Source organism: uncultured Clostridium sp., from assembly GCF_963515715.1.
Lineage (GTDB): Bacteria > Bacillota > Clostridia > Clostridiales > Clostridiaceae > Clostridium_AW.
This window is the reverse complement of record NZ_CAUPZS010000005.1, coordinates 144049-170736: the sequence shown is the minus strand read 5'-3', so window position 1 is coordinate 170736 and position 26688 is coordinate 144049. Positions and strand designations below refer to the sequence as shown.

Annotated in this window: 28 protein-coding genes and 1 tRNA gene; 21 read left to right on the top strand and 8 right to left on the bottom strand. The window is 29.5% G+C overall.

The annotated features are described in order from the left end of the window. Positions 1-97: 97 nt before the first annotated feature. Positions 98-1831, bottom strand: a complete 1734-nt coding sequence (locus RYO54_RS06375) for a sigma 54-interacting transcriptional regulator (protein ID WP_315116809.1) — start codon at positions 1829-1831, stop codon at positions 98-100. A gap of 288 nt (positions 1832-2119) precedes the next feature. Here RYO54_RS06375 and RYO54_RS06370 point away from each other — a divergent pair, with 288 nt between their 5' ends. The 4 genes from RYO54_RS06370 to RYO54_RS06355 all read left to right on the top strand — a co-directional run bounded on the left by RYO54_RS06370 (position 2120) and on the right by RYO54_RS06355 (position 5215). Then, positions 2120-3409 carry an L-serine ammonia-lyase, iron-sulfur-dependent, subunit alpha gene (locus RYO54_RS06370; protein ID WP_315116807.1) on the top strand — a complete coding sequence of 430 codons (1290 nt, stop codon included), beginning with the start codon at positions 2120-2122 and terminating at the stop codon, positions 3407-3409. Between the two features lie 61 nt (positions 3410-3470). Further along, positions 3471-4208: an NAD-dependent protein deacylase gene (locus RYO54_RS06365; protein ID WP_315116805.1), complete on the top strand. Its 738-nt coding sequence runs from the start codon at positions 3471-3473 to the stop codon at positions 4206-4208. A 72-nt stretch (positions 4209-4280) separates the two neighbouring features. Then, positions 4281-4355, top strand: a tRNA-Cys gene (locus RYO54_RS06360). 383 nt (positions 4356-4738) lie between these two features. Beyond that, the gene (locus tag RYO54_RS06355) at positions 4739-5215 is read left to right on the top strand and encodes a hypothetical protein (protein ID WP_315116804.1); all 477 of its coding nucleotides are present in this window, start codon (positions 4739-4741) and stop codon (positions 5213-5215) included. Positions 5216-5224: 9 nt separating this feature from the next. Here RYO54_RS06355 and RYO54_RS06350 read toward each other — a convergent pair whose 3' ends face one another. Further along, positions 5225-6388: a M20 family peptidase gene (locus RYO54_RS06350; protein WP_315116803.1), complete on the bottom strand. Its 1164-nt coding sequence runs from the start codon at positions 6386-6388 to the stop codon at positions 5225-5227. 147 nt (positions 6389-6535) lie between these two features. Between RYO54_RS06350 and RYO54_RS06345 the strand changes: the two genes are divergently transcribed. The 12 genes from RYO54_RS06345 to RYO54_RS06290 all read left to right on the top strand — a co-directional run bounded on the left by RYO54_RS06345 (position 6536) and on the right by RYO54_RS06290 (position 15028). Beyond that, the gene (locus RYO54_RS06345; RefSeq protein WP_315116802.1) at positions 6536-6748 is read left to right on the top strand and encodes a sigma factor G inhibitor Gin; all 213 of its coding nucleotides are present in this window, start codon (positions 6536-6538) and stop codon (positions 6746-6748) included. Next, the gene (locus RYO54_RS06340) at positions 6727-8154 is read left to right on the top strand and encodes an aminotransferase class V-fold PLP-dependent enzyme (RefSeq protein WP_315116801.1); all 1428 of its coding nucleotides are present in this window, start codon (positions 6727-6729) and stop codon (positions 8152-8154) included. The genes RYO54_RS06345 and RYO54_RS06340 overlap by 22 nt, the downstream gene beginning before the upstream one ends. A 19-nt stretch (positions 8155-8173) precedes the next feature. Then, positions 8174-8851, top strand: a complete 678-nt coding sequence (locus tag RYO54_RS06335) for a thymidylate kinase (RefSeq protein WP_315116800.1) — start codon at positions 8174-8176, stop codon at positions 8849-8851. A gap of 49 nt (positions 8852-8900) precedes the next feature. Beyond that, positions 8901-9230, top strand: a complete 330-nt coding sequence (locus tag RYO54_RS06330; protein WP_315116799.1) for a cyclic-di-AMP receptor — start codon at positions 8901-8903, stop codon at positions 9228-9230. A gap of 14 nt (positions 9231-9244) precedes the next feature. Next, a complete protein-coding gene (locus RYO54_RS06325; RefSeq protein ID WP_315116798.1) occupies positions 9245-10180 on the top strand; it encodes a DNA polymerase III subunit delta' in 936 nt (311 codons plus the stop codon). Between the two features lie 6 nt (positions 10181-10186). Next, positions 10187-11092: a stage 0 sporulation family protein gene (locus RYO54_RS06320; RefSeq protein WP_315116796.1), complete on the top strand. Its 906-nt coding sequence runs from the start codon at positions 10187-10189 to the stop codon at positions 11090-11092. 9 nt (positions 11093-11101) lie between these two features. Then, positions 11102-11305 (top strand): heavy-metal-associated domain-containing protein, encoded by a 204-nt coding sequence (locus RYO54_RS06315; protein WP_315116794.1) that lies wholly within the window; start codon positions 11102-11104, stop codon positions 11303-11305. Between the two features lie 81 nt (positions 11306-11386). Continuing rightward, positions 11387-11557, top strand: a complete 171-nt coding sequence (locus RYO54_RS06310) for a 4Fe-4S binding protein (RefSeq protein WP_315116792.1) — start codon at positions 11387-11389, stop codon at positions 11555-11557. Positions 11558-11624: 67 nt separating this feature from the next. Beyond that, positions 11625-12101 (top strand): PTS glucose transporter subunit IIA, encoded by a 477-nt coding sequence (locus tag RYO54_RS06305; protein ID WP_315116790.1) that lies wholly within the window; start codon positions 11625-11627, stop codon positions 12099-12101. A 71-nt stretch (positions 12102-12172) separates the two neighbouring features. After that, on the top strand, positions 12173-12934 hold the full coding sequence (locus tag RYO54_RS06300) for a tRNA1(Val) (adenine(37)-N6)-methyltransferase (RefSeq protein WP_315116788.1): 762 nt from the start codon (positions 12173-12175) through the stop codon (positions 12932-12934). Further along, complete coding sequence (gene rsmI, locus RYO54_RS06295) at positions 12918-13781, top strand: 16S rRNA (cytidine(1402)-2'-O)-methyltransferase (protein WP_315116816.1); 864 nt, start codon at positions 12918-12920, stop codon at positions 13779-13781. The genes RYO54_RS06300 and rsmI overlap by 17 nt, the downstream gene beginning before the upstream one ends. Before the next feature lie 152 nt (positions 13782-13933). Continuing rightward, complete coding sequence (locus RYO54_RS06290) at positions 13934-15028, top strand: NlpC/P60 family protein (protein WP_315116786.1); 1095 nt, start codon at positions 13934-13936, stop codon at positions 15026-15028. A gap of 100 nt (positions 15029-15128) precedes the next feature. Here the strand turns inward: RYO54_RS06290 and RYO54_RS06285 are convergent, their stop codons facing one another. Beyond that, positions 15129-15371: an AbrB/MazE/SpoVT family DNA-binding domain-containing protein gene (locus RYO54_RS06285; protein ID WP_315116785.1), complete on the bottom strand. Its 243-nt coding sequence runs from the start codon at positions 15369-15371 to the stop codon at positions 15129-15131. A gap of 436 nt (positions 15372-15807) precedes the next feature. On the opposite strand from RYO54_RS06285, the gene fsa reads away from it, so the two are divergent. Continuing rightward, positions 15808-16449, top strand: coding sequence for a fructose-6-phosphate aldolase (gene fsa, locus RYO54_RS06280; RefSeq protein ID WP_315116783.1), 642 nt, complete (start codon positions 15808-15810; stop codon positions 16447-16449). A 416-nt stretch (positions 16450-16865) separates the two neighbouring features. Here fsa and RYO54_RS06275 read toward each other — a convergent pair whose 3' ends face one another. Further along, positions 16866-17735 (bottom strand): polysaccharide deacetylase family protein, encoded by an 870-nt coding sequence (locus RYO54_RS06275; RefSeq protein ID WP_315116782.1) that lies wholly within the window; start codon positions 17733-17735, stop codon positions 16866-16868. 497 nt (positions 17736-18232) lie between these two features. On the opposite strand from RYO54_RS06275, the gene RYO54_RS06270 reads away from it, so the two are divergent. Continuing rightward, a complete protein-coding gene (locus RYO54_RS06270) occupies positions 18233-18400 on the top strand; it encodes a hypothetical protein (RefSeq protein ID WP_315116780.1) in 168 nt (55 codons plus the stop codon). A gap of 132 nt (positions 18401-18532) precedes the next feature. Here RYO54_RS06270 and RYO54_RS06265 read toward each other — a convergent pair whose 3' ends face one another. Then, on the bottom strand, positions 18533-19720 hold the full coding sequence (locus RYO54_RS06265; RefSeq protein ID WP_315116778.1) for an ABC transporter permease: 1188 nt from the start codon (positions 19718-19720) through the stop codon (positions 18533-18535). Next, positions 19720-20442 carry an ATP-binding cassette domain-containing protein gene (locus RYO54_RS06260; RefSeq protein WP_315116776.1) on the bottom strand — a complete coding sequence of 241 codons (723 nt, stop codon included), beginning with the start codon at positions 20440-20442 and terminating at the stop codon, positions 19720-19722. Before RYO54_RS06260 ends, RYO54_RS06265 begins: the two co-directional genes overlap by 1 nt. A gap of 143 nt (positions 20443-20585) precedes the next feature. On the opposite strand from RYO54_RS06260, the gene ispF reads away from it, so the two are divergent. Continuing rightward, entirely contained in the window at positions 20586-21059 is a 474-nt protein-coding gene (ispF, locus tag RYO54_RS06255) for a 2-C-methyl-D-erythritol 2,4-cyclodiphosphate synthase (protein WP_315116774.1), read from the top strand. Between the two features lie 23 nt (positions 21060-21082). Here ispF and RYO54_RS06250 read toward each other — a convergent pair whose 3' ends face one another. Together RYO54_RS06250 and RYO54_RS06245 are read right to left on the bottom strand one after the other, a co-directional pair. Next, on the bottom strand, positions 21083-22435 hold the full coding sequence (locus tag RYO54_RS06250) for a Na+/H+ antiporter NhaC family protein (RefSeq protein ID WP_315116773.1): 1353 nt from the start codon (positions 22433-22435) through the stop codon (positions 21083-21085). A gap of 56 nt (positions 22436-22491) precedes the next feature. Then, entirely contained in the window at positions 22492-23178 is a 687-nt protein-coding gene (locus RYO54_RS06245) for a PAS domain-containing protein (RefSeq protein WP_315116771.1), read from the bottom strand. A 334-nt stretch (positions 23179-23512) separates the two neighbouring features. On the opposite strand from RYO54_RS06245, the gene RYO54_RS06240 reads away from it, so the two are divergent. Both RYO54_RS06240 and RYO54_RS06235 read left to right on the top strand, forming a co-directional pair. Beyond that, entirely contained in the window at positions 23513-24895 is a 1383-nt protein-coding gene (locus tag RYO54_RS06240) for a tryptophanase (protein WP_315116769.1), read from the top strand. Positions 24896-25262: 367 nt separating this feature from the next. Continuing rightward, positions 25263-26621 (top strand): sodium-dependent transporter, encoded by a 1359-nt coding sequence (locus RYO54_RS06235; protein WP_315116767.1) that lies wholly within the window; start codon positions 25263-25265, stop codon positions 26619-26621. Positions 26622-26688 lie beyond the last annotated feature (67 nt).

Genomic DNA, 26688 nt, shown 5'->3' with positions numbered 1-26688 from the left:
TGCGCCGATGATACTACAAGGGAGGCCTTGTGGGAAAGTAGGTCGTCGCCAGGTCCAATGGAATATTAAATGCAGAAGAAAATATCTTCTGCATTTTTTAATTTTCATCTATTTTTCTATATAAAGTTGCTATACTTATGCCAAGTTTTTCAGCTATAATTTTTTTACCATTTAAGTCATTACCGTATCGATTAAGATAATCCTTTATAATCTTTTTTTCATAAGTTTTAGTCATTTCTGATAGTGTTAAATCTACATTTCCAATGCTTGTGTTATTCCATTTTTTATTTATAGTTTCAGTATCTATATAATCTTTACTTTCGAAATTAACAGCATATTCGATCAAGTTTTTCAATTCTCTTATGTTTCCGGGAAAAGAATAACTAAGTAGTGCTTGTTCACAATTTAAAGTAAAGCCTTTAATATCTTTATTATATATGTTATTGTATTTATTTAAAAAATACTTAGCTAATATAATGATATCATATCCTCTTTCGCGTAAAGGTGGTATTACTATAGGAACTACATTTAATCTATAAAAGAGATCTTCTCTAAACCCTTTATCTAAAACCATATTATGCAGGTTTTTATGAGTGGCAGAAATAATTCTTGGGTTAACCTTTATGTTATTGTAACCACCCACTCTCATAAGTTCTTTTTCTTCAAGAACTCTTAAAAGCTTTACTTGCATGTGCAAAGGTAAATCTCCTATTTCATCTAAAAATATAGTACCATCTTTAGCTAATTCAAATTTACCTATTTTACCTGTGGTGTTCGCTCCCGTAAAGGATCCTTTTTCGTATCCAAAAAGTTCACTCTCTATTAAATTGTCAGGTATAGCACCGCAATTAATAGGCATAAAAACATCATTTCTTCTTTTGCTAGCAAAGTGTATAGCTCTAGCAAAAACCTCTTTTCCTGTGCCACTTTCACCAAGTAAAAGTACAGATATATCCTTCTCAGCTATTTGGATAGCTTGACTTTTAACATATTTTATAGCTTCGCTTTCACCAACTATATCATCGAAAGTCACTATACCTGATATTTTACTAGCATTTAGCACAGATTCTTGCATTTTATCAAAATCTGAGAATACTAGCACTACTCCTTGATTTGCACCTTTAACTATAATTGGAGAAGCATTGATTAAAAATTTATTTTTTTCAATGATAATAGGACCAATTTCTCCATTAAAATTCTTTTCAATTAGATTGTTTACTACTTTGACAGGTATAATATCAGATATATTGGCATATTGATTTATGTTTGATATATTTAATCGATCTTTCATATATTTATTTATTGATAATATTGTTTTGTTATTATTAAGTATTATTATTCCTTCATTTAAGGAATTGATTAGGGTCATAAGTTCTGATGAACGATATTCGACGATTACTCCTAGTTTTTCCTCATTTATTCTTGTGGAGATTAAACTACTTAATCTACTTTCAAAATTCTTAAAGTCTTCCTGTTTATTTATAAAATCTAACTTTGTTTTCTCATCAAATATACACATGCCTAAAATACCTATTGTTTTATTATCGATTCTTATAGGTATACATAATTCTAATTTTTCTTTACAACTATCTCTGCCATAACAGTCAATACATAAATCATCTGTAGCAGGATCAACGATTAAATATTGACGACCTGAAATTAGAGATTTTTCAAAAGCAGAGTTTTTAGGAACATAACCACCTATTTTATCTTTTAATACACCTGTCCCCGCAATTCGTTTAAGATTATTGTCAACAATAGTTACGTCAACACCTGTTATAGCTTTTATAGTTTCAGCTATGTTCTGAAGTTCATTTCCTATATTTTTCATAAAAATTAACCTCCATTTAACTATTTAATAGGAGTATATATTAATAATACCATGAATCTGTATAAAAATTTATATAATAAAAATTATTTATCAAAAATGATAAATAATTTTTATTTTTGATAAATACAAATACTACTTGATAAATCAAGAAAGTTGTATGAAAAGTATATTTTATTATCAAAAGTGATAAATACATAGCAGAAATACCATGAATTTTGTAGAGTTAACTTAATGGCATAAACTTTGCTTTATAAATTAATGAATGTTTATAAAAGGGAGATGCTAGATATGGATAAGAATCTTATTATAGAAATATTAAAAGCAGGAGTTACACCAGCATTAGGATGTACAGAACCAGGAGCAGTAGCCTATGCGGTAGCGAGGGCAAAAGAAATATTGGATAAAGAAGTAACAGAGTTAGATATATGGGTGGATAAAAATATATTGAAAAATGGTATGGATGTAGGTATACCTGGAACAAAGGAAAAAGGAATTATATTTGCTGCAGCACTTTCTCTAGTATGTGGTAAACCACAGTATAAATTAGAAGTATTAAAGGATTCAAATAATGAGGATATAGAAAAGGCTTATGAAATAGTTAATAAAAAAGTTATTAAATTGAATTTACAGGAAAGTACTGAAGGATTATATATAAAGGTTGTAGCAAAAGGACAAGGAGAGGAAGCGGGAGTTGTTATTAAAAATAATCATTTAAATATAGTTTCTGAAGAGAAGAATGGAAAAATATTTGAATTATTAGAAGATACAAATATTAATAATGAGAGAGAAGAAAAGAATAAAAACTATGCAATAAAAAATAGAATAAAAGAGTTTTCTATTGATCAACTAATAGAATTTTCTGATGATGTAAATTACAGCGATATAGAGTTTATAAATGAAGGAATAGAAATGAATAAAAGAATTGCTTTTATAGGAGTTAATGAAGAATTGGGCATAGGAATAGGAAAATTATTAAAAAATCAAGCTAATGATTCAGAATCCCTTGCTAAGGCATTAACTGCAGCAGCTTCAGAAGCAAGAATGTCTGGATATCCTCTACCAGTAATGAGTAGTGCAGGTTCAGGAAATCATGGGTTAGTTGCTATACTACCTATTGCTATTATTGGAGTAGAAAAAGGAATAGATAGAGATAAAATAGTAAGAGCAGTAACACTGAGTCATTTAATAACCGCCTATGTAAAAGTATATACAGGAGCTCTATCAGCAGTTTGCGGATGTGGTGTGGCAGCAGGGGTAGGTTGTAGCGCAGGTTTGACTTACTTAATGGGAGGAAATAAGCAGCAGATAAAGGGATCTATAAAAAATATGATAGCAGGATTGACAGGAATGATATGTGATGGAGCTAAAATTGGATGTTCATATAAACTATCTATATCCGTAGCATCAGCAATTGAAGCTTCAAAATTAGCTTTAAATAATTTATTTATACCTTCAGACAATGGAATTCTAACAGAAACTGCAGAACAAACAATCGAAAATTTAGGAAGAGTTTCCATGGAGGGAATGAATAATACTGATGACGTTATACTAGATGTAATGTTAAAGAAATGCATTTAATTGATATTATCGCCCCTATAAGTATATAATATAAATAGTACATTTAATGGGGGTAATAGTAATGAATAATAAAGAAAAGCTCAAAGAGATAATAAGGAATAGTTCAAATATAGTTTTCTTTGGAGGAGCTGGAGTTTCTACTGAAAGTAATATACCTGATTTTAGATCAGAAGTTGGACTATATAAAACTAAGGATAATTACTCCTACCCACCAGAAGTTATGCTAAGTCATACTTTTTTCTGTGATCACACTGAAGATTTTTATGATTTTTATAAAAATAAAATGATATACAAAAATGCAGATCCTAACGCAGCTCATTATGCTCTATCTCAATTAGAGGAGATGGGCAAATTAAAAGCTGTGATAACTCAAAATATTGACGGCCTTCACCAAAAAGCAGGATCTAAAAATGTTATAGAGCTTCATGGTAGTGTTCATAGAAACTTCTGCACGGATTGTGGACAATTTTATGATTTAAATTATATATTAGATAGTAAAGAGGAAATTCCTAGGTGCGAAAAATGTGGTGGTATTGTTAAACCAGATGTTGTACTATATGAAGAACCTTTAGATGATGACGCAATAAATAAAGCGGTTTATTATGTTGAAAATTCTGATGTTTTAATTGTAGGAGGTACATCTTTAGTAGTTTATCCTGCAGCTAATTTAATTTACTACTATAAGGGAAATAAGTTAATACTTATAAATAAATCATCTACTTCTTATGATTCTAATGCATCTTTAGTTATCAATGATAAAATAGGAGAGATCTTGGGGGGAATAGTTAAAGAATTATAATTTTAAATAATAGCATTTAAAAGTCATTGACAAAATGATTTTTAAATGCTATACTTATATAGTATTTTATGTGGCGCTATAGCCAAGCGGTAAGGCAAAGGTCTGCAAAACCTCTATCCCCCGGTTCAAATCCGGGTGGCGCCTCCAACAAAAAACCTCTGAAATTAAAATATTTCAGAGGTTTAAGTTTTATAAACAATATTTTAATATAGAGTTTATTAGGCACTTACTTAATAGTAGGTGCTTTTTTATTTTCCTATGGCATAATTAACACTTATTATATATGTAATGTGACTAATATATTGATATTATTAAATGAATATAAAATTTTTTTTAGTAGCGGTGAAAAATAACAATATACGAAGATATAATGAGTAAATATGAAGCTTCTATTGTAATATAGTATATAAAGATGAATAATTGCCTCTATAAGGCTATAATAAAATGTAGCTGCTATAGATAAAATATAAAAACCCTAGTATAATCTCTATGGTATTAATAATAGTTCCTTTTATAATGGAGGTTATTTTATGGGAAACATGTATAAAGAAACTATAGGCAGAAAAAAACTTTCTTCAATAGTTAAATTTTTTTCTATTCTAGTTGTATCTTTGTTTTTTATGGAAATTATGGATGAGTTTGGGAGATTAACTGTTGCTGTATCTTCTGTCCTTATAATTGTCACTTTAATTTGTGAAATTATGTACTGTAGGGTCAGATATACTTATTCTATAATAGCTGATCAGTTTATAATTCATAGAATAATTGGCAATGAAGATAAAGTGGTAGAGAATATAAAGTTATGGAACATTGAATATGTTGGACAAGAAAATTTATTAGTTTCACATAGGAAAATATTTAATGCTAAAAGATATATATGTTCAGCTTTTAATACTAAACCATGCTATTGCATTTATAGGGATGGAAATAAAATAAAAAAATTTTACTTTGAACCTAGCGATAATTTAGTAAAAAAAATAATGTTCAATAAAGAAAAAGTAGCCTAATATTTTAGGCTATTCTTTTTTTATTGTTTTGTTAAATTCTAATTTTATTTCACTCAATAGGCTTTCTTTTTGTAGTAGATCAAGAGCTGTTATTGCTAATGCCTGAGCAACTTTCATCACTTTTTCATGAGCAAAACGTGAAATAGTAACCATTGCAAATTCTGGAGATGAATATTTAATAGAATCACTTTCTACAATTGAAATATAGGGATGAATACAAGGTACAACATGACTCACTGTTCCTAAACTTAATGAAGAAAATGTATCTTTAGGAGGATCTATATCAATTAAACCACTTTCTTTAAGATTATGAGAAAAAATTCTTGATAAAGTACTATTGGTTATAAGCTCCTCATAAGGTAGTTCATATAAGGAAATCTCTGAATGAACCTCTAGTAGATTAGAAATATATTTAACTAAATCGCGAATCTTTTTTTCAATAGGTTCAATATGACACATTTTTGAGCCTCTTATATAAAATTTCCCTTGCCATAGATGAGGAAGTAATGCAGGAGAAGTTCCTCCTTCTGTTATAACACCATTAACGCTAATTGTAGAATTGAATCCTTTTGATAGAGCGTTTATAGCATTGAATGTAAGTATACCGGCGTCTAGGGCCGAATGTGATGAAGACTTCATAAAGCTCATTCCCTTTTCACTAGTATATGTGATTTCTAATGGAATTAATGCGGTGGAGCTACCACTCTCTGCTGTTACGGTATTAGGATGAGCCATTAAAACAGCATCAATTCCATTAAATACTCCCTGCCTAACCATGGTCACTTTTGAACTTCCAACATATTCACCAGGGCAGCCGATAACTACTATGGATCCGCCTATTTTGTCTACAGCTTTTGTAAGGGATAAAGCAGCAGCAATAGATATGGATGATATTAGGTTATGACCTGAAATATGTCCTAAGTCATCAGCTGAATCATATTCACATATAAAGCATATTTTAGGATGGCCTATTCCATATTCCCCATAAAACGCCGTAGGCATATTCATAAAGTTTTCTATTACATTAAAGCTATGCTTTTTTAATATATCAATTAAATAAGCAGAACATTTATATTCATGAAAACTTTTCTCAGGATTATCATATATATATCTTGAGATATTAAATATTTCTTTATCTAATAAATTTAAAGAAGTTACAATTTCTTGTTTCATAAAATCATCTCCATATTAGGTTTTTATTAGTATAACCAAAATTTATTTCATATATTTATGTGGACAAAATAAATTTCAGCACTATACTGAATAAAATATATAGTAAGAGGCAAAAATTTAGATGTAGAAATTTTAAGGAGGAAATTTATGAAAAGACAATGCTGTATTATATGTGGTAAGCCTCTAAACCGTGGTATAATATTAAATGGAAAAGGAATATGCCAGAATTGTGAAGAGAAAATGGTGAATGTAAGAATGGATACAGATTTTTATTTGTATTATAAAAATTGCATAAAAAAATATTTAACATACTCTATGTTAAGAGGAGAGGATAACAGGTGTCAAAATTACCACTTATAGAAGGGGTTTTAAAATACTTAAAAGAAAATAATATTAATTTTGCCATGCCAGGCCACAAAAATGGAGAGGGATTTAGCACTACCATTGAGGGGAAAGAGTTTATAGATAATTTAATTCATTTTGATATCACCGAAGTAGACGGTGTTGATAATCTTCATAATGCTGAAGGAATAATCAAAGAATCTAGTAAACTTCTATCCCAACTATATGGTAGTGAAAAGTCTTATTTTTTAGTTAATGGAAGCACTAGTGGCAATATGATAATGATATTTTCCTCTTTTGAAGAAGGAGACAAGGTTATAATAGATAGAAACTGTCATAAATCTATATTCAATGGAATTATAATGAGAAAATTAAAACCAATTTATATTGAGAATATAATAGATGAGAAATTTAATGCTCCTTTTTCCATAAATATGGAGCATTTTTTTCAATGTATAAAAGAAAATAGTGATGCTAAAGGCATAATACTAACTTATCCTAATTATTATGGTGTATGTTGCTCTTTGGATAGGATAATTAAAGAAGCTAAAAAATATAATATGAAAGTTTTAATAGATTCAGCCCATGGGGCACATTTTGGTATAAACCCTAATTTACCTGAGAGTGCAGTAAAATTAGGAGCGGATATGGTGGTTATGAGCTCTCATAAGACTTTACCAAGTTTCACTCAAACCGCATTTCTTCATGTAAATAAAAAAGAGGATATAGAAAAAGTGGACTTTTATTTTAGTTCATTTTCTAGTACAAGTCCCTCGTATTTATTTTTATGCTCAATGGACTATGCAAGATATTATTTAAGTGAATTTGGATACGAGGATTATGATAAGTTAATAAATGTCATGGAAAAATACAAACATAAAATTAATGAAATAGAAGGTATAAATATAATAGATAAAAATTATGTGAAAAGCAAGTATGGTTATGATTTAGACAGTACTAGATACGTATTGAGTTTAAATAAAGGATATAATTCTAACTTGCTTTTAGCTTATTTAAGAAAAAATAAAATACAATGTGAAATGAGCGATACTTTTAATTGTATATTAATTTTTTCACCGTTTAATAGTGAAGAGCAGTTTAAACACCTTTATGAGGTTTTGAAAAAATGTAATTTATTAGAGTTTAAGGATAAAACTATAGATTTGATAAACCATCATATACCAAAATCTATTATAGCCCCATACCAAGCTTTAAACATGAAAAAGAAAAAAATAAAATTGAGTAAGTCTATTGGTAGTATATGTGGTGAAAATATAATCCCTTATCCACCAGGAATACCAGTAATTATGATGGGTGAGCTTATAGATAAAGAAGTAGTAGATATGTTAAAATATTATAAAGAACATGGATTAGATATTATAGGATTACATGGTGAAGAAATAAATATAATTGAAAATGATTAGTACGGAAGAGGTTAAGAATATGAACAAAGGAAAATTGATTGTGTTAGAAGCTAGTGATGGAAGCGGAAAAGCTACTCAAACAAAAAAACTTTATGAAAGATTAATAAAGGAAGGATATAAAACAATAAAAATACAATATCCAAACTATGATAGTCAGTCATCAGCTTTAATAAAGATGTATTTAAATGGTGAGTTTGGAGATAAACCTGAAGACGTAAATGCGTATGCGGCATCTACATTTTATGCAGTAGATAGGTTTGCTTCATTTAAGAAGGAGTGGGAGGATTTTTATAATAATGGGGGTATAGTTTTAGCAGACCGATATACTACATCGAATATGGTTCATCAAGCAGCTAAAATAGAAAATAAAGAGGAAAAGTATAAGTATCTAGATTGGCTTTGGAATCTGGAATTTAATTTAATGGGATTACCTGTACCTCATACTGTAATTTTTCTTGATATGCCACCTAAATATAGTAGACAGTTAATTATGAATAGGAAGAATAAGTTTACTGGTGAAAATAAAAAGGATATACATGAGAAAGATGAGGATTATCTAATTCATTCTTATGAAAATGCCTGTGAAATTGCAGATAAATATAATTGGCTTAAAATTAATTGTGTATACAATGAAAAGATTAAGACTATTGATGAAATACATGAGGAAATATACAATGCAGTAACTAAAAGCTTATAATGTATGATAAAATATAATTATAAGTTATTAATACGAGGAGGTATGTTTTATGAAACTCATAATTGCAGTTGTTCAAGATGATGATGCAAATGATTTAATAGATTTATTAACGGATAAGGGCTTTAGAGTTACAAAACTAGCTACCACCGGAGGTTTTTTGAAATCAGGAAATACTACACTTATGATAGGTGTAGAGGAAGAAAAGATAGATGAGGTAATAGGACAGATAGAAGAGATATGTAAAACGAGAAATCAAATAATGACAACACCTTCACCTATAGCAGGTTCTACTGGGGTATATGTTCCATATCCAATTGAAGTAAAAGTAGGTGGAGCTACTATATTTGTGGTAGATGTAGATAAATTCGTTAAAATATGATGGAGGAGTAATCATTGGATTATATAATAGGCCATGATCATATTAAAAATCAAATAATTAATTCTATAAATAGTGAAAGATTTTCCCACGCCTACCTTATATGTGGAGAAGATGGTATAGGAAAAAGCTTAATAGCTAAGGGGATAGCGTGTTTATTATTGGGAAAAGAGCCAAATAGAGAATATGCAGATATAATAGAGTGTAAAATTAGTAAAAACAAAAAATCTATTGGCGTTGAAGAGATAAGAAATATTATTGAAGAGACTAATACTAAGCCCTATGAAGGGGATAAAAAAGTAATAATCATATATAATTCAGAACTTATGACAATACAAGCTCAAAATGCATTTTTAAAGACTCTTGAGGAACCTCCTAGGGGAGTTTTTATAATAATGCTATGTGAAGAAGCAGAAAATGTATTGGATACTATTAAATCAAGATGCCAAGTATATAAACTTAATCATTTGAGTAATGATGAGATGAAACAATTTTTAACTAGTAAATACCCTCATTTAAACGAAGAAGAATTAAAGATAATTTCTGTAATTAGTGATTATATTCCTGGTAGAGGTGAAAAATATATTGAAAATTCAAATCTGAAGGAAATACGTGATAATGTACTAAGTATTTTAAATAGCTTAGCAAATAAGGATTTAGATATTTTAAGCTATGAGGAAATTCTTGTAAAATATAAATCTACTTGGAAGGAGACCTTAACTTGGTTTCTTTCCTATGCACGTGATATTATGATATATAAAGAAATTGGAGAAAGTTCATTGATGATAAACTTAGATAAATTAGACCACATAAAAAATCTAGCTGAAGTATTTTCATTTACACAACTGAATGATATTATGGAGATAATAAAAGATACAAGGGATAAATTAGAGAGCAATGTAAATACATCTTTAGTTTTTGATACAATGTTGCTGAAGATGCAGGAGGTATAAAACAATATGGTAAAGGTAGTAGGAGTACGCTTTAAAAAGGCTGGGAAAATATATTATTTTTCTCCAGGAGATTTAGAAATAGGTAAAGATAATAATGTTATAGTAGAAACTGTTAGAGGAGTAGAATTTGGTCAGTGTGTAATTGGACCAAAAGAGGTAAGTGAAGATGATATAGTTGCTCCTTTAAAAAATGTTATAAGAAAAGCTACAGAAGAAGATGAAGATAAGCATTTACAAAATAAAAATAAAGAAAACGAAGCTTTTAATGTATGTTTAGAAAAAATTCAACAGCACAATTTGCAGATGAAGCTTATAGATGTAGAGTATACCTTTGATAATAATAAAGTAATATTTTACTTTACAGCAGATGGAAGAGTGGATTTTAGAGAGTTAGTTAAAGATTTAGCAGCTATATTTAGAACAAGAATAGAGCTTAGGCAGATTGGTGTAAGAGATGAGGCTAAGATGGTAGGAGGACTGGGTCCTTGTGGAAGAGCTATGTGCTGCTCTACATACTTAGGTGATTTTGCACCAGTATCAATAAAGATGGCTAAAGAGCAAAATCTTTCATTAAACCCTACTAAAATATCAGGTATTTGTGGAAGACTTATGTGCTGTTTAAATTTTGAACAGGATACCTATGAGGAAATAAGAAAAAAATTACCGAGGGTTGGTTCTATAATAAGTAGCTCATATGGAGAAGGCGAAGTAATATCAAATAGTGCTGTAAAAGAAAGCGTAAAAGCTAAGATAAAACCTTTGAATGGTGAGGAATTTATTCAAGAGATTCCAATAGAAGAATTGAGTTTAATTTCAGGATCATTCGAAGGAACGATAAGTGATGAAGATATTAAAATAGAGATAGATGATGAAGATGAAGTCATAATTAAGGAATTATTTAAAGAAAACTAGGAGGAAGCTATGAAGTCTATTATAAAGATATGTAATATGAAAAATATGAGCGATATTAGTAGAGTTAGAAAAGCTATATCAAATAATGAGGGTGTAGTAGCTTGTCAAATAAATCCTGAAAAAGGAGAAGCTAACATAGTTTATGATGAACATTTCATATCATTAGATGAAATTATAGAGTCCATAGAAGACTTAGGATATACTATTTTATAAAAATCACTTTAAAAATCTTACTAAACGTGGTAAAATATAAATCGTAATAACTTGTCCAAAATTTAAGGAGGTGTGCACATTATGGCATATAAAATAACAGACACTTGCATAAGCTGTGGAGCATGTTCTTCAGAATGTCCAGTTAGTGCTATAAGCCAAGGAGATACTCAGTTTGATATCGATGCTGCATCTTGCATTGATTGTGGAAACTGTGCTAACGTTTGCCCAGTAGGAGCAATTGTTCAAGAATAATAAAAAAGACCACTTAAATAAGTGGTCTTTTTTGTAATGGTTTTAATTTGTATGGAGGATAGATAATATGTTTAATTTGTTAAAAAGAAATCATACTTTAACTGCCCCTATGGATGGGAAAGTAATAGATTTATCAACTATACAGGATAAGATTTTTTCAAAGAAGTTAGTGGGAGAAGGTGTAGCAATAGATCCTATTAACGATGTTGTAGTTGCGCCTGCTAATGGAAAATTAAGTTTATTATTTAAAACTAATCACGCTTTTGGAATGGTTTTGGACAACGGTATTGAAATACTAATTCATATAGGAATAGATACAATAGGCTTAGAAAGCGAAGGTTTTACTCCTTTAGTAAAAGAGGGGGATACGCTAAAACTAGGAGAGCCTGTAATTAAAATAGATAGGGAACTTATTATAAATAAGGGATATTCTTTAATAACTCCAGTTATAATAACTAATGTTGATGTAGTAAAAGAAATAGAATATAATACAAATGAGAATGTAAAGTCTGGTGAAGACATTTTATTTACTTATAAATTATAGACACTAGAAAAAATGAAACAAATAGTTTATTTGTTTCATTTTTTTAATATTTTATGGAAAGGGAAAATACTATGAAGAGACTAGAACTTATAAAAGATGGAGAAACTTTAGATGATTTGCAAATAAATGGCTATGCGGTTATACAAAAAGAATATGGATTTAGATTTGGCATGGATGCAATATTATTAGCTAACTTTGCAAAGGTAAGAGAAAAGGATTCTTTGGTAGATCTATGTAGCGGTACAGGAATAATACCTTTTGTTATTGCTGCAAAGAATAAGGTTAACAAAATTGTAGGCATAGAAATACAAGAAGATATGGCAGAGATGGCTAATAGAACAGCTTTATATAATGATATTAGTGAAAAAGTAAAATTTATAAATGGAGACTTAAAGGATAAAAAGTTAATGAAGTCTTTAAACAAAGTAGATGTGGTAACAGTTAATCCTCCTTATAAGTTAATAAATAGTGGATTAGTAAACTTAGATAATAAAGATTCCATAGCAAGACATGAAATATGTTGCACTTTAGGGGATGTTATAGAAGCGGCTAGTACTATATTAAAAGATAAAGGTAGATTATATATGGTACATAGACCGGAGAGAATAGCAGATATCTTATGTGAAATGAGAAAATATAAGATAGAACCCAAAGTAATTAAAATGATTCAACCTTCTATGAATAGACCTCCAAATTTAGTGTTGATTGAAGGACAAAAAGGCGGAGGCAAGTTTTTGAAATGGGATAATACCTTATGTGTGTATAATGAAAAAGGTGAATATACTGAAGATATAAATATAATATATGGTAAAGAGGATGATAAAAATGAGTAAGGGAAAGCTTTATATTGTTCCTACACCAATAGGAAATTTAAAGGATATTACTTTAAGGGCTATAGAAGTGTTAAATTCAGTAGATATTATAGCCGCAGAAGATACAAGGCAGACATTAAAATTAACTAACCATTATAATATAAAAAAGCAGTTGATTAGTTATCATCAGCATAATGAATATGGTAAAAGCAATAATTTAATAGAAATTCTTCAAGAAGGAAAAGAAATTGCATTAGTAAGTGATGCAGGAACACCAGGTATTTCAGATCCAGGAAGTGTTATTATTAAAAAATGTATTGACAATAATATAGATTTTGAAGTATTGCCTGGAGCTACAGCGTCTATTACAGCATTAGTATACTCGGGTATGGATACCTCTAAATTTATGTTTTTAGGTTTTATTCCTAAAAGTAATAAAGAAAAAAAAGAACTAATCGAAGAAATAAAAGAAAGAAAAGAAACGTTAATATTTTATGAGGCACCTCATAGATTAATAAATACTTTAGAATTTTTAAAGGATAATTTAGGTGAACGTAGAATATCTTTATGCAGGGAGCTTACAAAGCTTCATGAAGAAATTATAAGGATGACTATTGAGGATTCTCTAGAGTACTATAAAAAAAACTTGCCAAAAGGAGAATACGTTCTTATATTAGAAGGAAAAAGTCAAGAAGAAATAGAAATGGAAGAAAGAGAGAAATGGCAAGACTTATCAATAGAAGAACATATAATGATGTATATAGAAGAGGGCTTAAGTAAAAAGGACGCAATTAAAAATACTGCAAAGGATAGAAAATTATCAAAATCTGAAGTTTATAGGTTCTCTATAAATATCCATAAAGATTAATTTAGCATGAATTTCCATCGGTAATATATATTTTGCCATTGAGATTTTGTTAAAAATAATGTTATAATAAAAAAGTAACAAAACGGTAACAATTATAAGATTATGATTAAACTATTAAGTTGATAAACAAAAGTATTACGGGGGGTGTCTTAGTGAATAAAAAATTAGTGTCTGCTATAGTAGCTTTATCTTTAGTTGGAACATTAAGTGTACCAGTATTAGCAGAACCACTTACTGAAAAAATAAAAAACCAGCAACAAAAAATAGAGGAAAATAAAAAGTCTTTAAACAATGTTAAAAATAAGCAAGAAGCTATTGAAGTTGAATTGGAAAAATTAGATAGTAACATAGAAGGAATATTAAGACAGATAGAGGATACTAAGAAAAAAATATCAAATACTGAAAAAGAAATACAAGTAGTAGAAAAAGATATTGAAAAGGCAGAGGAAGATATTAAAGAAGAGCAAGAGCTCTTTAATAAAAGAGTTAGAGCAATGTACATAAGTGGGGTAGGAAGTTACCTTGATATGCTTGTAGAAGCAGAGGGAATAAGTGATCTAATTTCTAGAGCGGATTCTATAAAGAAAATAATTGAATTAGATAAGAAAATAATTGCAGATCTTAATGCTAAAAAACAAGCTATAGAAAAGAAAAAAGAAGCCTTAAAAAATGAAAGTAATAAATTAGTGGCTCTAAAAGCTGACAATGAAAAGAAATTAGCAGATGTAAATAACAAAAAATCAGAACAGGACAAGCTATTAGCAGAACTAAGAAATCAGGAAAGAATGTATGCATCAAGGATAAGTGAATCACAAAGCATTATAAATTCTGCTATGGCAGAGATTAATTCTATTAGGGATAACGTTCCTGAGTACAAGCCTTCTAGAGGGCCATCTGAAATTTCTTCTAATACAATTGTTGCATATGCGTCAAATTTTTTAGGAACACCTTATCAGTGGGGTGGAAATGGTCCAAGTAATTTTGATTGTTCAGGCTTTACAAGATATGTATATGCGCATTTTGGTATAAATATACCAAGAGTATCAGAAGATCAACAGAATTTTGGAGCATCTGTATCTAGGGACAATCTTGAGCCAGGAGATTTAGTTTTCTTTGGATCCCCTGCTCATCATGTAGGTATTTATGTAGGAAATAATGCTTATATACATGCACCAAGAACAGGTGATGTTATAAAAATATCTCCTTTAACTAGAAGCGATTATAGTGGAGCAAGGAGAGTAAGATAAAAATTGTTAGGAGTTTTAGCTTGATTAAGTTAAAACTCCTTTTTAATAATATAAAATAAAAAACCCACACTTACAAGTGTGGGGGGATAGAGCGAGTGTATTAGTCTACTTTTAATTCGTTTAAACAGCTTTTGCAGATGTTTTTTCCTTTATAATTTATAACATCTCTTGCATCACCGCAGAATATACAAGCTGGTTCATATTTTTTTAATATAATTTGTTCACCATCAACGTAAATTTCTAAAGCATCTTTTTCTGCTATATCTAAAGTCCTTCTTAATTCTATTGGTATAACTATTCTACCAAGTTCATCTACTCTTCTAACAACACCTGTAGATTTCATTATTCATTCCTCCTAAAATCAATTTCAAAATTCAACAAATTTTAACATAATACTACATACAATGTAGCATTTAAAAGCTAATAAATTATTTTATAAAACTACAAAATTCTTATAAAAATTTATCTAATGTTACTATACTACCATTTAATTCAAATGTCAATACATTTTCAATGAAAAAATACATATTTTTACTATATTAATAAAGCCAATAATGTCAATGGACAAGCGTTAAAATCAATGGAAATGTAAAAATAAGTATTTGATTTTTGATAAGCGAATTACGACAAAAATTTATTTAGAATAATAGTAATAAAATTACAAAAACGCTGATTGTGTCGAAAAATAGTGATTGTGTTTTGGGATTTGCTAAAGATGAAGATAAAGTTTTATTATGTTATAATTATTTATATTTAAAATAAAAAGTGAGGTGCTTAAAATGAAAATTTTTATTGATACTGCAAATGTTGAGGAAATTAAAAAGGTAGCTCAATGGGGCATATTAGATGGTGTAACCACTAACCCAACATTAATTGCAAAAGAAGGAAGAGATTTAAAGGAAGTCATCGAAGAAATATGTTCCATAGTTGACGGTCCAATAAGTGCTGAAGTTATTAGTTTAGAAGCTGATGCTATGGTAGAAGAAGGAAGAGAGCTATCTAAGCTTCACAAAAATATAGTTATAAAAATTCCTATGTGTGAAGAAGGAATAAAGGCAGTAAGTAGATTGAGTAAGGAAGGAATTAAAACAAATGTTACATTGATTTTCTCTGCTCAACAAGCTTTAATAGCTGCTAAAGCAGGAGCAACATACGTTAGTCCATTCTTAGGAAGGGTAGACGATATAGGTAACGGAGGAATACAAATAGTAAAAGATATAATGGATATATTCAATATATATGGTATTTCTACAGAAGTGATTTCTGCTAGTATTAGAACACCTATGCATGTTTTAGATTGCGCCAAGGTTGGAGCTGACATTGCAACTGTACCTTATAAAGTATTAGAACAAATGTTAAAGCACCCATTAACGGATATAGGTATAGAAAAGTTTTTAGAAGACGCAAAAAAAATGGGATAAAAAGTAATATAATTGCATATTAAATTGCAGAATAATAACATTATTGTTTCTTACTATTCCACAACATGTAGATATAGTTATCAACAATAAAATTGTGGATAATGTTAATTGTAGTGGTAAGATTAATTAAATCAATATATGATTTAATATAGGTTATCCACTTTTTCTGTGGATAATATCTCATATATTGTTGATAACTAAAAAAATACAAAAGAAATAGAACTTGCAAAAGTCAATTGTTAGAAAAAAGTATGTATTAACACATACTTTTTTCTAAATTTAATTGTGTATATTATGGCCTAACAACTCCCGTCAGTACTTCTAAAATAAATATTAAATGAGTTTTTAAATAAGTTTTTTGTAACAAATTTGTATATTTTGTAATACATGAGTAATATTTTTATAATACTAAGTTTTTATTTATAATTTCTATTAGTCAATCTTCTATGGAACTCATCCATAGCAAAATTAGAGCTTATATATACTCTATCTAAAGTTAATATACCATCCGTTTTATCTGACCATGTTCCACTTGTGGTAAAAGCCATTTTATATCCTACATCTTCTGCAGCTTTAATGGTATCATCATTCCAATCACCATATGGATAGGCTATATAGGGTATTTCTTTATTTAATAATTTTTCTAAGAATTCCTTTGAAGACTTAAGAGTTTTTACTTGATCTTCATAATTTAATGTAGGTAATCTCTCATGATTTGCTGTATGACTTTGGATTTGTATACCGTTTTTATCCATTTCTATAATTTGTTCGGAAGTTAAAAAATTTTTATGGTTATCTATATTATTAGTAATAACAAAAACCACAGCATTAAAATTAAATTCCTTTAATATTGGAAAGGCATTAGTGTAATTATCTTTATAGCCATCATCTAAAGTTATAACAACAGATTTTTCAGGAATTGGTTTGTTATTTATAAAAAAATCATATAATTGGTCTAAAGTAAGAGTTGTATACCCGTTTTTCTGCAAATAGCTCATATGTTCCCTAAACTGTTCCTTTGGTACCATAAGCCCATTTCCTTTTTCATAATTTATTGAATGATACATTAATACTGGGATACCTCTATCATTATAAATTAGGGGAGAATTTTTATCGCCTTCTATATCATCTAAAGAGTTGTTAGTTTCTTTGTTGATAACTTGTGTATTATCATTAACAATAGTCTCATTATCTTTAGTATTATTTTTAGAACAAGAGGAAGATAAAAGGAGAAATAGCAAGGAAAATAAGATTAATTTAAAATTAAAAGTTTTTTTAAATGACATTTTTACACTCCTTAATATATAATATATTGTAAACCCTTTAGTTTTAAGGGTTTTATATGAATATGACTTTGTAAAAGTAGAAAAAGTATATATATTATACACATTATCCACAATTACCCTGTGAATAACTTGTGAAATCAATGTTGATTTTCAATAATGTATATATATTATAAAGTAGTATTAGAAAATTTAAAAGAATTTTTAGAGATTTAGCTGAGAAAAATATAAAATATGCTAACATTATCCACAGAAATGTTGATAACATGTGGACAACCATGAAGCAGTATATAATTTTTATTAATAAATATGTAACAAAAATTAAAATATGTAAATATAATATACTATGTTACTTAAAGCCCATTTGTAATTTATTATTAAGCATCTATTATTTAGATGCTCTTTTTTATTTGTAAAATATTAAGAATTTTCTTAACAATTTAAAGGGTTTATGTTATTATTATATTAAGAAGCAATAATTATTGAAGGGTGTGAATAATATGAAAGATAACGTAATTAATGTTGATTTTTCTAAGGGGAATAAAAGTATAAATAAAAACAATAACATTATATTAAAAATAAAAAATATACTAAAGAAATTTATTAAGTTTAATAAGAAATCTCCCACACCTAAAAATGTAATAGCTTATAGGAAGAATATATCATAGGATAAATTAAGTAAATAATAAAAGGAAACTATTAGTTACGTAGTTTCTTTTTATATTGCTATTTAAATTGCAATAGATGAATTAACTAAAAAAAGAGACTTGTAAAATAAAATTTATAAGTCTCTTTTAAGTCTATGTTCTAAATATTACATCTTCACGGCTAAACATGAATCTAGCAAATAATACTGAGGAAACTATATACACCAATATCCAACTGAAGGTTATGATTATATGGGTCGGATTATATATTCCCATTATAAATTCCTTCAATAAGCACACAATGTTGCTCAATGGAATATGAAAATATATGTTGCTAATATTTTTTACGTCCATCATGTAGGTAGCATAAGTAGGTATTATAGCTAGTATGGTAAGGGGAGAAAGATAAGTTTGAGCTTCTTTAAAGGAGCGAGCATATATGCTTATAGCTAATTCCAATGCCCCAAACACCATTGTTGTTAATACAGCAATAAGACCAATTAATAAAATGCTTTTAATATCCAAACTTATAACTGCTTCTGCTGATCCAGATAAAAATCCATCCTTTTGATTCATTCCCAAGTATAAACCAAGAAGGGATGAGATGGTAGTAAGTAGTCCCATAACTGTTATTGCACCGAATTTACCCCATAGAAGCGACATTCTTCCTGCTTGAGTAGTTAATAGGGGTTCTAAGGTTCCTCTTTCTTTTTCCCCAGCAGCTAAATCTGTAGCTGGTGCAAGTGGACCTGTTACACTATATATAACAAGCATCAGAGGGAGTAACAAAGATAGCATGAATTTACCTAATCCATCTGTTTCTTTTACAGAGGTAACATTTTTTACTGCTATAGGATTTAATATATCAGGATTTATATTTTTCGCTGAAAGTCTCTTACTTACTATAGTCTTCGAATAATCATCTATATAAGAATTAATTATTGAATGTGCCATCATAGATTGTTGACTGGCATTATCATAAGTTAATTCTATATTAGATACTTGTTCTTTAGAAATTTTTTCTTCAAAGTCATCTGGAATAGAAACTCCAACCAATATATCTCCGGATTTAACATCTTCACTTATATTAGAAGAATCCACAATGGTTATATTATCTTGAGATTTAAGAAATTGAGACAGAGCAGTATTCCTATTATCTGTTATAGCTATTTTGAAATTTTTTTCTATATCTTTTGTATTTTTATTAATGCTTTTTCCCATTACAGTAAATATTATAGGGAAAAGTATTAAAGGAATTACTATGCTCATTATTAGAGATTTCTTATCTCTAAATATATCTTTTAACTCTTTTTTAAAAACTATCATAGTGATGTTTTTCATTATTTATCACCTACCAATTGCATAAATATATCTTCCATATCTTCAGAGGAGTATTTCTCTTTAAAGTAGGAAATGGTTCCATTGTCCACTATTCTGCCTTTATGTATGACAACAATTCTGTCGCAAAGTTTTTCCACTTCTCTCATACTATGGCTAGAGAAGATTATAGATTTACCACCGGATTTACATTTTAATATGAAATCTTGAACTACTTTAGTAGCTGTAACATCCAAGCCAATGGTAGGTTCGTCAAATAGCATTACAGAAGGGTTATGCACTATAGAACGAGCGATAGCTATTTTTTGTTTCATTCCCCTTGAGAATTTACCTACTCTTCTATCTATATACTCCTTCATATCTAAAATATCTGTTAAATATTCCATACGCTTATCTATTTCTTCTTTATCCATACCATTTAGTTCTGCAAAATATTGAATATTTTCACGGCCTGTTAATCTATCATAAAGCCCAACTTCGCCACCAAATAATATTCCTATACTTCCTCTCACGTTATTACTTTCTTTTATAATATCATAGTTATCAATTTTTGCTGTCCCACCTGTAGGTTTAAGCATTGTTGCTAGCATTCTTAAAGTAGTAGTTTTACCAGCACCATTTTCTCCTATTAATCCTAGTATTTCTCCCTTTTTTACAGAAAAACTGATAGAGTCAACAGCATTAACTTTTTTGAATTGTTTACTTAAATTAACCACTTCAATCAAGAGGGTCACCTCCTTAACATTACAATATTAATTATAACACTTGAACTCATCAAATATCAGTGAATAAAGTCATTATATTTTGTGACTTTTAGTATTTGTTGATGTATACTAATATTGAAATTTTAAACAAGGGGGAGATTATAGTGAGAATAGGTATGGGTTATGATGTACATAGATTAGTTGAGGGAAGAAAACTTATAATAGGAGGAGTAGAAATTCCTTACGAAAAAGGGCTTTTAGGTCATTCAGATGCAGATGTTTTATTACATGCAATAATGGATAGCATACTAGGAGCTGCAGCTTTAGGAGATATAGGAAAGCATTTCCCGGATAAAGATGATTTATATAAAGATATAAGCAGTGTAAAACTTTTGAAAGAAGTTAAAAAGATAGTAGAAAGTAAAGGTTATAAAGTAGTGAATATTGATTCCACTATAATAGCACAAAAGCCTAAAATGGCACCATATATAGAGGAAATGAGAGTGAAAATATCAGAGATATTGGATATTTCTATAGATATGATAAATATTAAAGCTACTACTGAGGAGGGGCTAGGATTTACAGGGACAGGAGAGGGTATTTCTGCACAGAGTATTTGTTTATTAAGTAAAATTTAAAATTAAAAAGCTTTGGGATAAACTCAAAGCTTTTTATTATTACAAGAAATACTACTAGATAAAGCAAGCTTATCTTTTATAAAAAGAAAAATTAAGTTGATTAAAGGAACTAGATATAAATAAAAAGCATAAAGAATTACTTTATAATCAACGCCTAAAATAGATGCAGATAGAAATAGTGCAGTATTCCAAGGTATGAGAGCAGCTATAAGAACAGAAGTGTTCTCTAAATCCGTAGCTAGGTCATATTTATCTATATTTCTAAGATTATATCCATCCTTTACAAACATATGAGTAAGAACTATTGCTAGTGTTTGATTGCAACCAAAAGCTGAAGTTAATATGCTAGTGAGGATAGTTGCTAAAAACAATTCACTTCTATTTTTAGCTTTATAAACTAAACTAGTAAAGTTTTTTAGCATGCCCGTTTCATTAAAAATTCCTGCCATGGCTGAGGAGATTGATATAACTAAACATAGTCTTAACATGGAAGTTATTCCTCCTCCATGAAATATACTGCTAAGTTGCCCTTGAGTTATCTTATTAAAGCCAAAGGACATATATTTAAGAGACTCTATAAAAGAATTTTTTTGCATGCATATGGAAATTGCAAAAGAGGAAAGTATACTAAGAATCATAGTGAGTTTTATATTCATTTTTGAAAGGGATAGAATAATAATTAGGGCCGCAGGAACAAGAGTTATATAATTTAATGCAAAAAATCTTTCTATTTCCGTAAGAATATCTGTTGATGTAATTTTCAGAGGATACTTATAAGAAATAATAGTATAAATTAATACAGTTACAAAGAAAGGAATTAAGGATGTTTTAAACATACTTTTTGTATTTGTATGGATATCTGTCTCAGTTAGTTCTACTATTAAGTGTGCTCCTGATGAAACGGGGGAGCATCTATCTCCAAAATAAATTCCTGAAATGACTGCACCACCAGCAATTAAAGGATTCACTCCTCCGCTTCTAGCTATAGCCATAAGTGCAATACCTGCTGTTCCAGTAGTACCCGAAGATGTACCTATAAGAAATGAAACAATACAGCAGATTAAAAAGCATGAGAGAATAAATAAATTTGGATTTATAAAATTTATGCTGTAATAAACTATAGCAGGCACTGTACCAGAAGCCATCCATATACCTATAATGGCTCCAATCAATAAAAAAATAATTACAACAGAAGAAGTTTTCTTAACTCCATTAACACACATGGCATAAATATTCTTTAACGTAAATCCTTTTTTAAAAGAAAGTAATATAAATATGAGTAAGCATAAGATAAGAGGATATAGTATGTAAATTTTTTTATAAATACTAATTATTAAGAATATAAAACAAAGAATAAAGGATAAGATAACATCCATAAACAATCCTCCTTATAAAGTTTCTTTATAATTAGAACAGTGGTAGATATAATATTCTAATTATTTTTATCTTTATTGAGTATACTTAGATAACGATAGATGCTTGGCTCTGAACAGCAAAGTTGCTTAGCAACTTCGCTAACGGCTCCCTTTAACATAAATATTCCCTTTTGGTTTAAAACATCTACAATATTAAGACGTTCATCTTGAGTTAGGCGATCAATAGGGATATTTTTGTCAGCTAGAAGCTTATTTAAAACAGTTTCGGTAACTTCTCCAATGGACTCGGAAAAATTTTCGGGAACGTCGGTTAAAATTGAATTAACTGATTCATAAGTGCTATTTTGAAGTATTAATTCATCAGGATGACAGAGTTTTAAAATGTCTTCACTTAGGGACATATACTTACTGTCATCAAAATTAATACATAGCATTCCAATAATTTCGTCATTATCGTTTTTTATAAACATAGTAGATGAGCGTAGAACTCTATTGGTCCTTGAAGCGCCATTGTAATTAATAAGGTAATCACTATTCTTATAACTTCCCATTGCCATTACTTTCAACCCAAGATTCGTTAAAGGGGCTCCCACACTGCGACCACTAACATGTCCATTTGCTATGGCTACAATAGAATATGTTTTATCAGTTAAATCATGGAGTACAACTTCATAATCAGGACCTAATACTTTTCCTAAAAACTCAACTAATTTGATATATTGTTCTAATGTAGTTTTACCCATTTTATGCACCTACTTTGTGACTTCATATTTTATATTATACAATATCACGCAGAGGAATATATTGCAATATATAAAAAAATATTACAATAATAAAATTTTATTATTACGAGAAAAATAATTAAGCATTGAAATGGGATAAACCATTCGAAAAATGGCTATATTGAAAAAAATTACAAAAAATCCAATAAAAATAAATTATATTATTGATTAAAAATTATAGCGGTGATACAATTGTATTAAAGAAAAAATAATTTGAATTTTCAAATTATTTTTTCTGTGGTAATTTATCTATTATTTATAAGATAAATTAAAATTTAAAGATGGAGGGGTCAATATGGATATTAGATACGTACCAGAACCATTTAGAATTAAGATGGTCGAAACAATTAAGATGCTTAGCCGTGAAGAAAGAGAAGCAAAAATTGCGGAGGCAAAGTATAATTTATTTAGTCTTAAGGGAGAAGATGTATATATTGACTTATTAACAGATAGTGGAACAAATGCAATGAGCCAAGAGCAATGGGCTGGGGTAATGAGAGGTGACGAAGCCTATGCAGGAGCATCAAGTTACTTTAAACTAGTTGAAGCGGCACAAGACATATTTGGTTATAAATATATTCAACCTGTACATCAAGGCCGTGCAGCAGAAAAAGTTCTTTTTGGATTATTAATGAATAAGGGACAATATTCTATATCCAATATGCACTTTGACACAACAAGAGCACATGTTGAACTTGCAGGTGCAAGAGCAATTGATTGCGTTGTTCATGAGGCCGCAGATCCAGCATTAAGGGTTCCATTTAAAGGGAATATGGATGTTGTGAAGCTTGAAGAATTAATAAATAAATATGGAGTAGATAAAATTGGACTTGTTATTATGACTATAACAAATAATTCAGCAGGAGGACAGCCGGTATCTGTTCAAAATATAAGAGAAACCTCCGAAATTTGTAAGAAATATAATATTAAACTTTGTATAGATGCAGCACGTTATGCAGAAAATGCTTACTTTATAAAACAACGTGAACCTGGTTATGAAAATAAATCCATAAAAGAAATTGTTAAAGAAGTGTTTAGTTATGGAGATATGTTTACAATGAGTGCTAAGAAAGATACTATTGTAAATATGGGTGGATTAATCGGAATTAAAGAAAATGAAGAATTATTCCAATTGTGCAAAGGTCGTACAATTTCTTTTGAAGGATTCGTTACTTATGGAGGGCTTTCAGGTCGTGACCTTGAGAGTTTAGCAATTGGTCTATATGAAGGAATTGATGAAAACTATTTAAGATATAGAATAGGACAGATGGAATATCTTGCAGGACGTCTTGATAAGGCAGGAATAGCTTATCAATCACCAGTAGGGGGACACGGAGTGTTTGTAGATGCGAAAGCTATGTTCCCGCATATTCCATATAATGAGTTTCCTGGCCAAGCTTTAGCAGTAGAACTTTATGTAGAAGCAGGAATTCGTACATGCGATATCGGATCTTATATGCTAGGTAATGATCCTGATACTGGAGAGCAACTTCATGCAGACTTTGAATTTACAAGACTTGCAATTCCACGTCGTGTATATACTCAAGCACATATTGACATTATGGCAGACGCTTTAATTGCCATTAGAGAAAGAGCAAATACTGTTAAAGGTTACAGAATTACATGGGAACCACCTATTCTTCGTCACTTCCAAGCAAGCCTTGAACCAATAAAATAGGAAAAAATATGCCCGTAAAGTGCTAAATTTATATACTTTACGGGCAATACTTCCATCTATAAAGCTACCTAATAATGGGGAAATTTCGAAAAAATTCTTGAAAGTGGGCATAACAAATAAAAGTTACTCATATCTTATAGAACCTTTATAAATTTCGTTATTTAGTATTTTTTAATCAGCAATACTACAACTTTATTTGTAACAAAGGTAATTTCTACAGGAAATCTAGCCATTGTAAAAGATTAGTAAAAACTTACTTGATATGACTTAAATAAAAAAATATTATAAAAAGTGAGTCAATGTTCAATAGAATATTAATAAATTTTCTATTGGGTATTATGGCTACATAAATGTAAGAGGTGAAATTATGGGGAATAATAAAAAAGAAAGCCATTACAATTCGTTAAGTAATGAGACTAATCGTGATACCTTTGATTCAAAAGTTGGGTTTATTTTAGCATGCATTGGTTCAGCAGTAGGCATGGGTAATATTTGGATGTTTCCTTATCGTGTGGGGCAGTTTGGGGGAGCTGCATTTTTAGTACCATATTTTATATTTGTCATAGTTATTGGATTTACAGGAGTTATTGGAGAGATGTCCTTTGGTAGGGCAATGGGAACAGGGCCACTTGGAGCCTTTAAAAAAGCACTAGAGAGAAGAGGAAAGAAACATGGAGACCTTATTGGACTTATTCCAGTAGTAGGTTCACTAGGAATTGCCATAGGGTATTCAGTGGTTGTAGGTTGGATACTTAGGTTTACTGTAGGAGCTATTACTGGTTCTATGATAAAAGCTCCAGATAGTGGAGCATATTTTGGTGCCATAGCTGGTAGAATGGGAAGTCTTAGTTGGCATCTTATGGGACTAGCATTGACATTTATTATTATGTTGGCGGGTGTTTCTAATGGAATAGAAAAAGTTAATAAAGTGATGATGCCTGCTTTCTATGTATTATTTTTAATTCTTGCTATTCGTGTAGGAACATTGCCAGGAGCTATGGAAGGATACAAGTATTTATTTAATCCTAAATGGGAATTTCTTGGGAATCCTAAAACTTGGGTGTATGCTCTAGGGCAAGCATTTTTCTCTCTTTCATTAGCTGGTTCAGGAACTGTAGTATATGGAAGCTATTTGAAAAAAACTGAAGATATTGTGGGAAGTGCAAAGTATGTATCCATTTTCGATACTTTTGCAGCAATGTTAGCAGCACTTGTAATCATACCATCAGTATTTGCCTTTGGAATGGATCCAGCGGCAGGACCACCACTTATGTTTATAACAATGCCGAGTATATTTAAACAAATGCCAGCAGGGCAATTCTTTGCAATTATCTTTTTTATAGCTGTTTTATTTGCAGGAGTTACATCTTTGATGAATTTATTTGAAACTCCAATAGAGGCATTACAAGAGAGATTTAAACTTTCTAGGAAAACTTCAGTTGCCATTATTGCATTGTTTGGAGCATTTACAGGAATAATACTTGAAGATGCAGATAAACTTGGCGTTTGGATGGATGTAATATCTGTTTATGTCATTCCTCTAGGAGCACTTCTTGCTGGAATTATGTTCTTTTGGGTTTGTGGATCTAAATTTGCAAGAGAACAAGTTCAGTTAGGTCGTGATAAGGAAATAGGATCTTGGTTTGAGCCAATGACAAAATATGTATTTTGTGGACTTACAATTATAGTTTATATTTTTGGAATATTTTATGGAGGGATTGGTTAAAGTTATATATTCAATTTCACCTAATTTTTTAATTAATTGATTAAATAACTAATATATAATATATTAT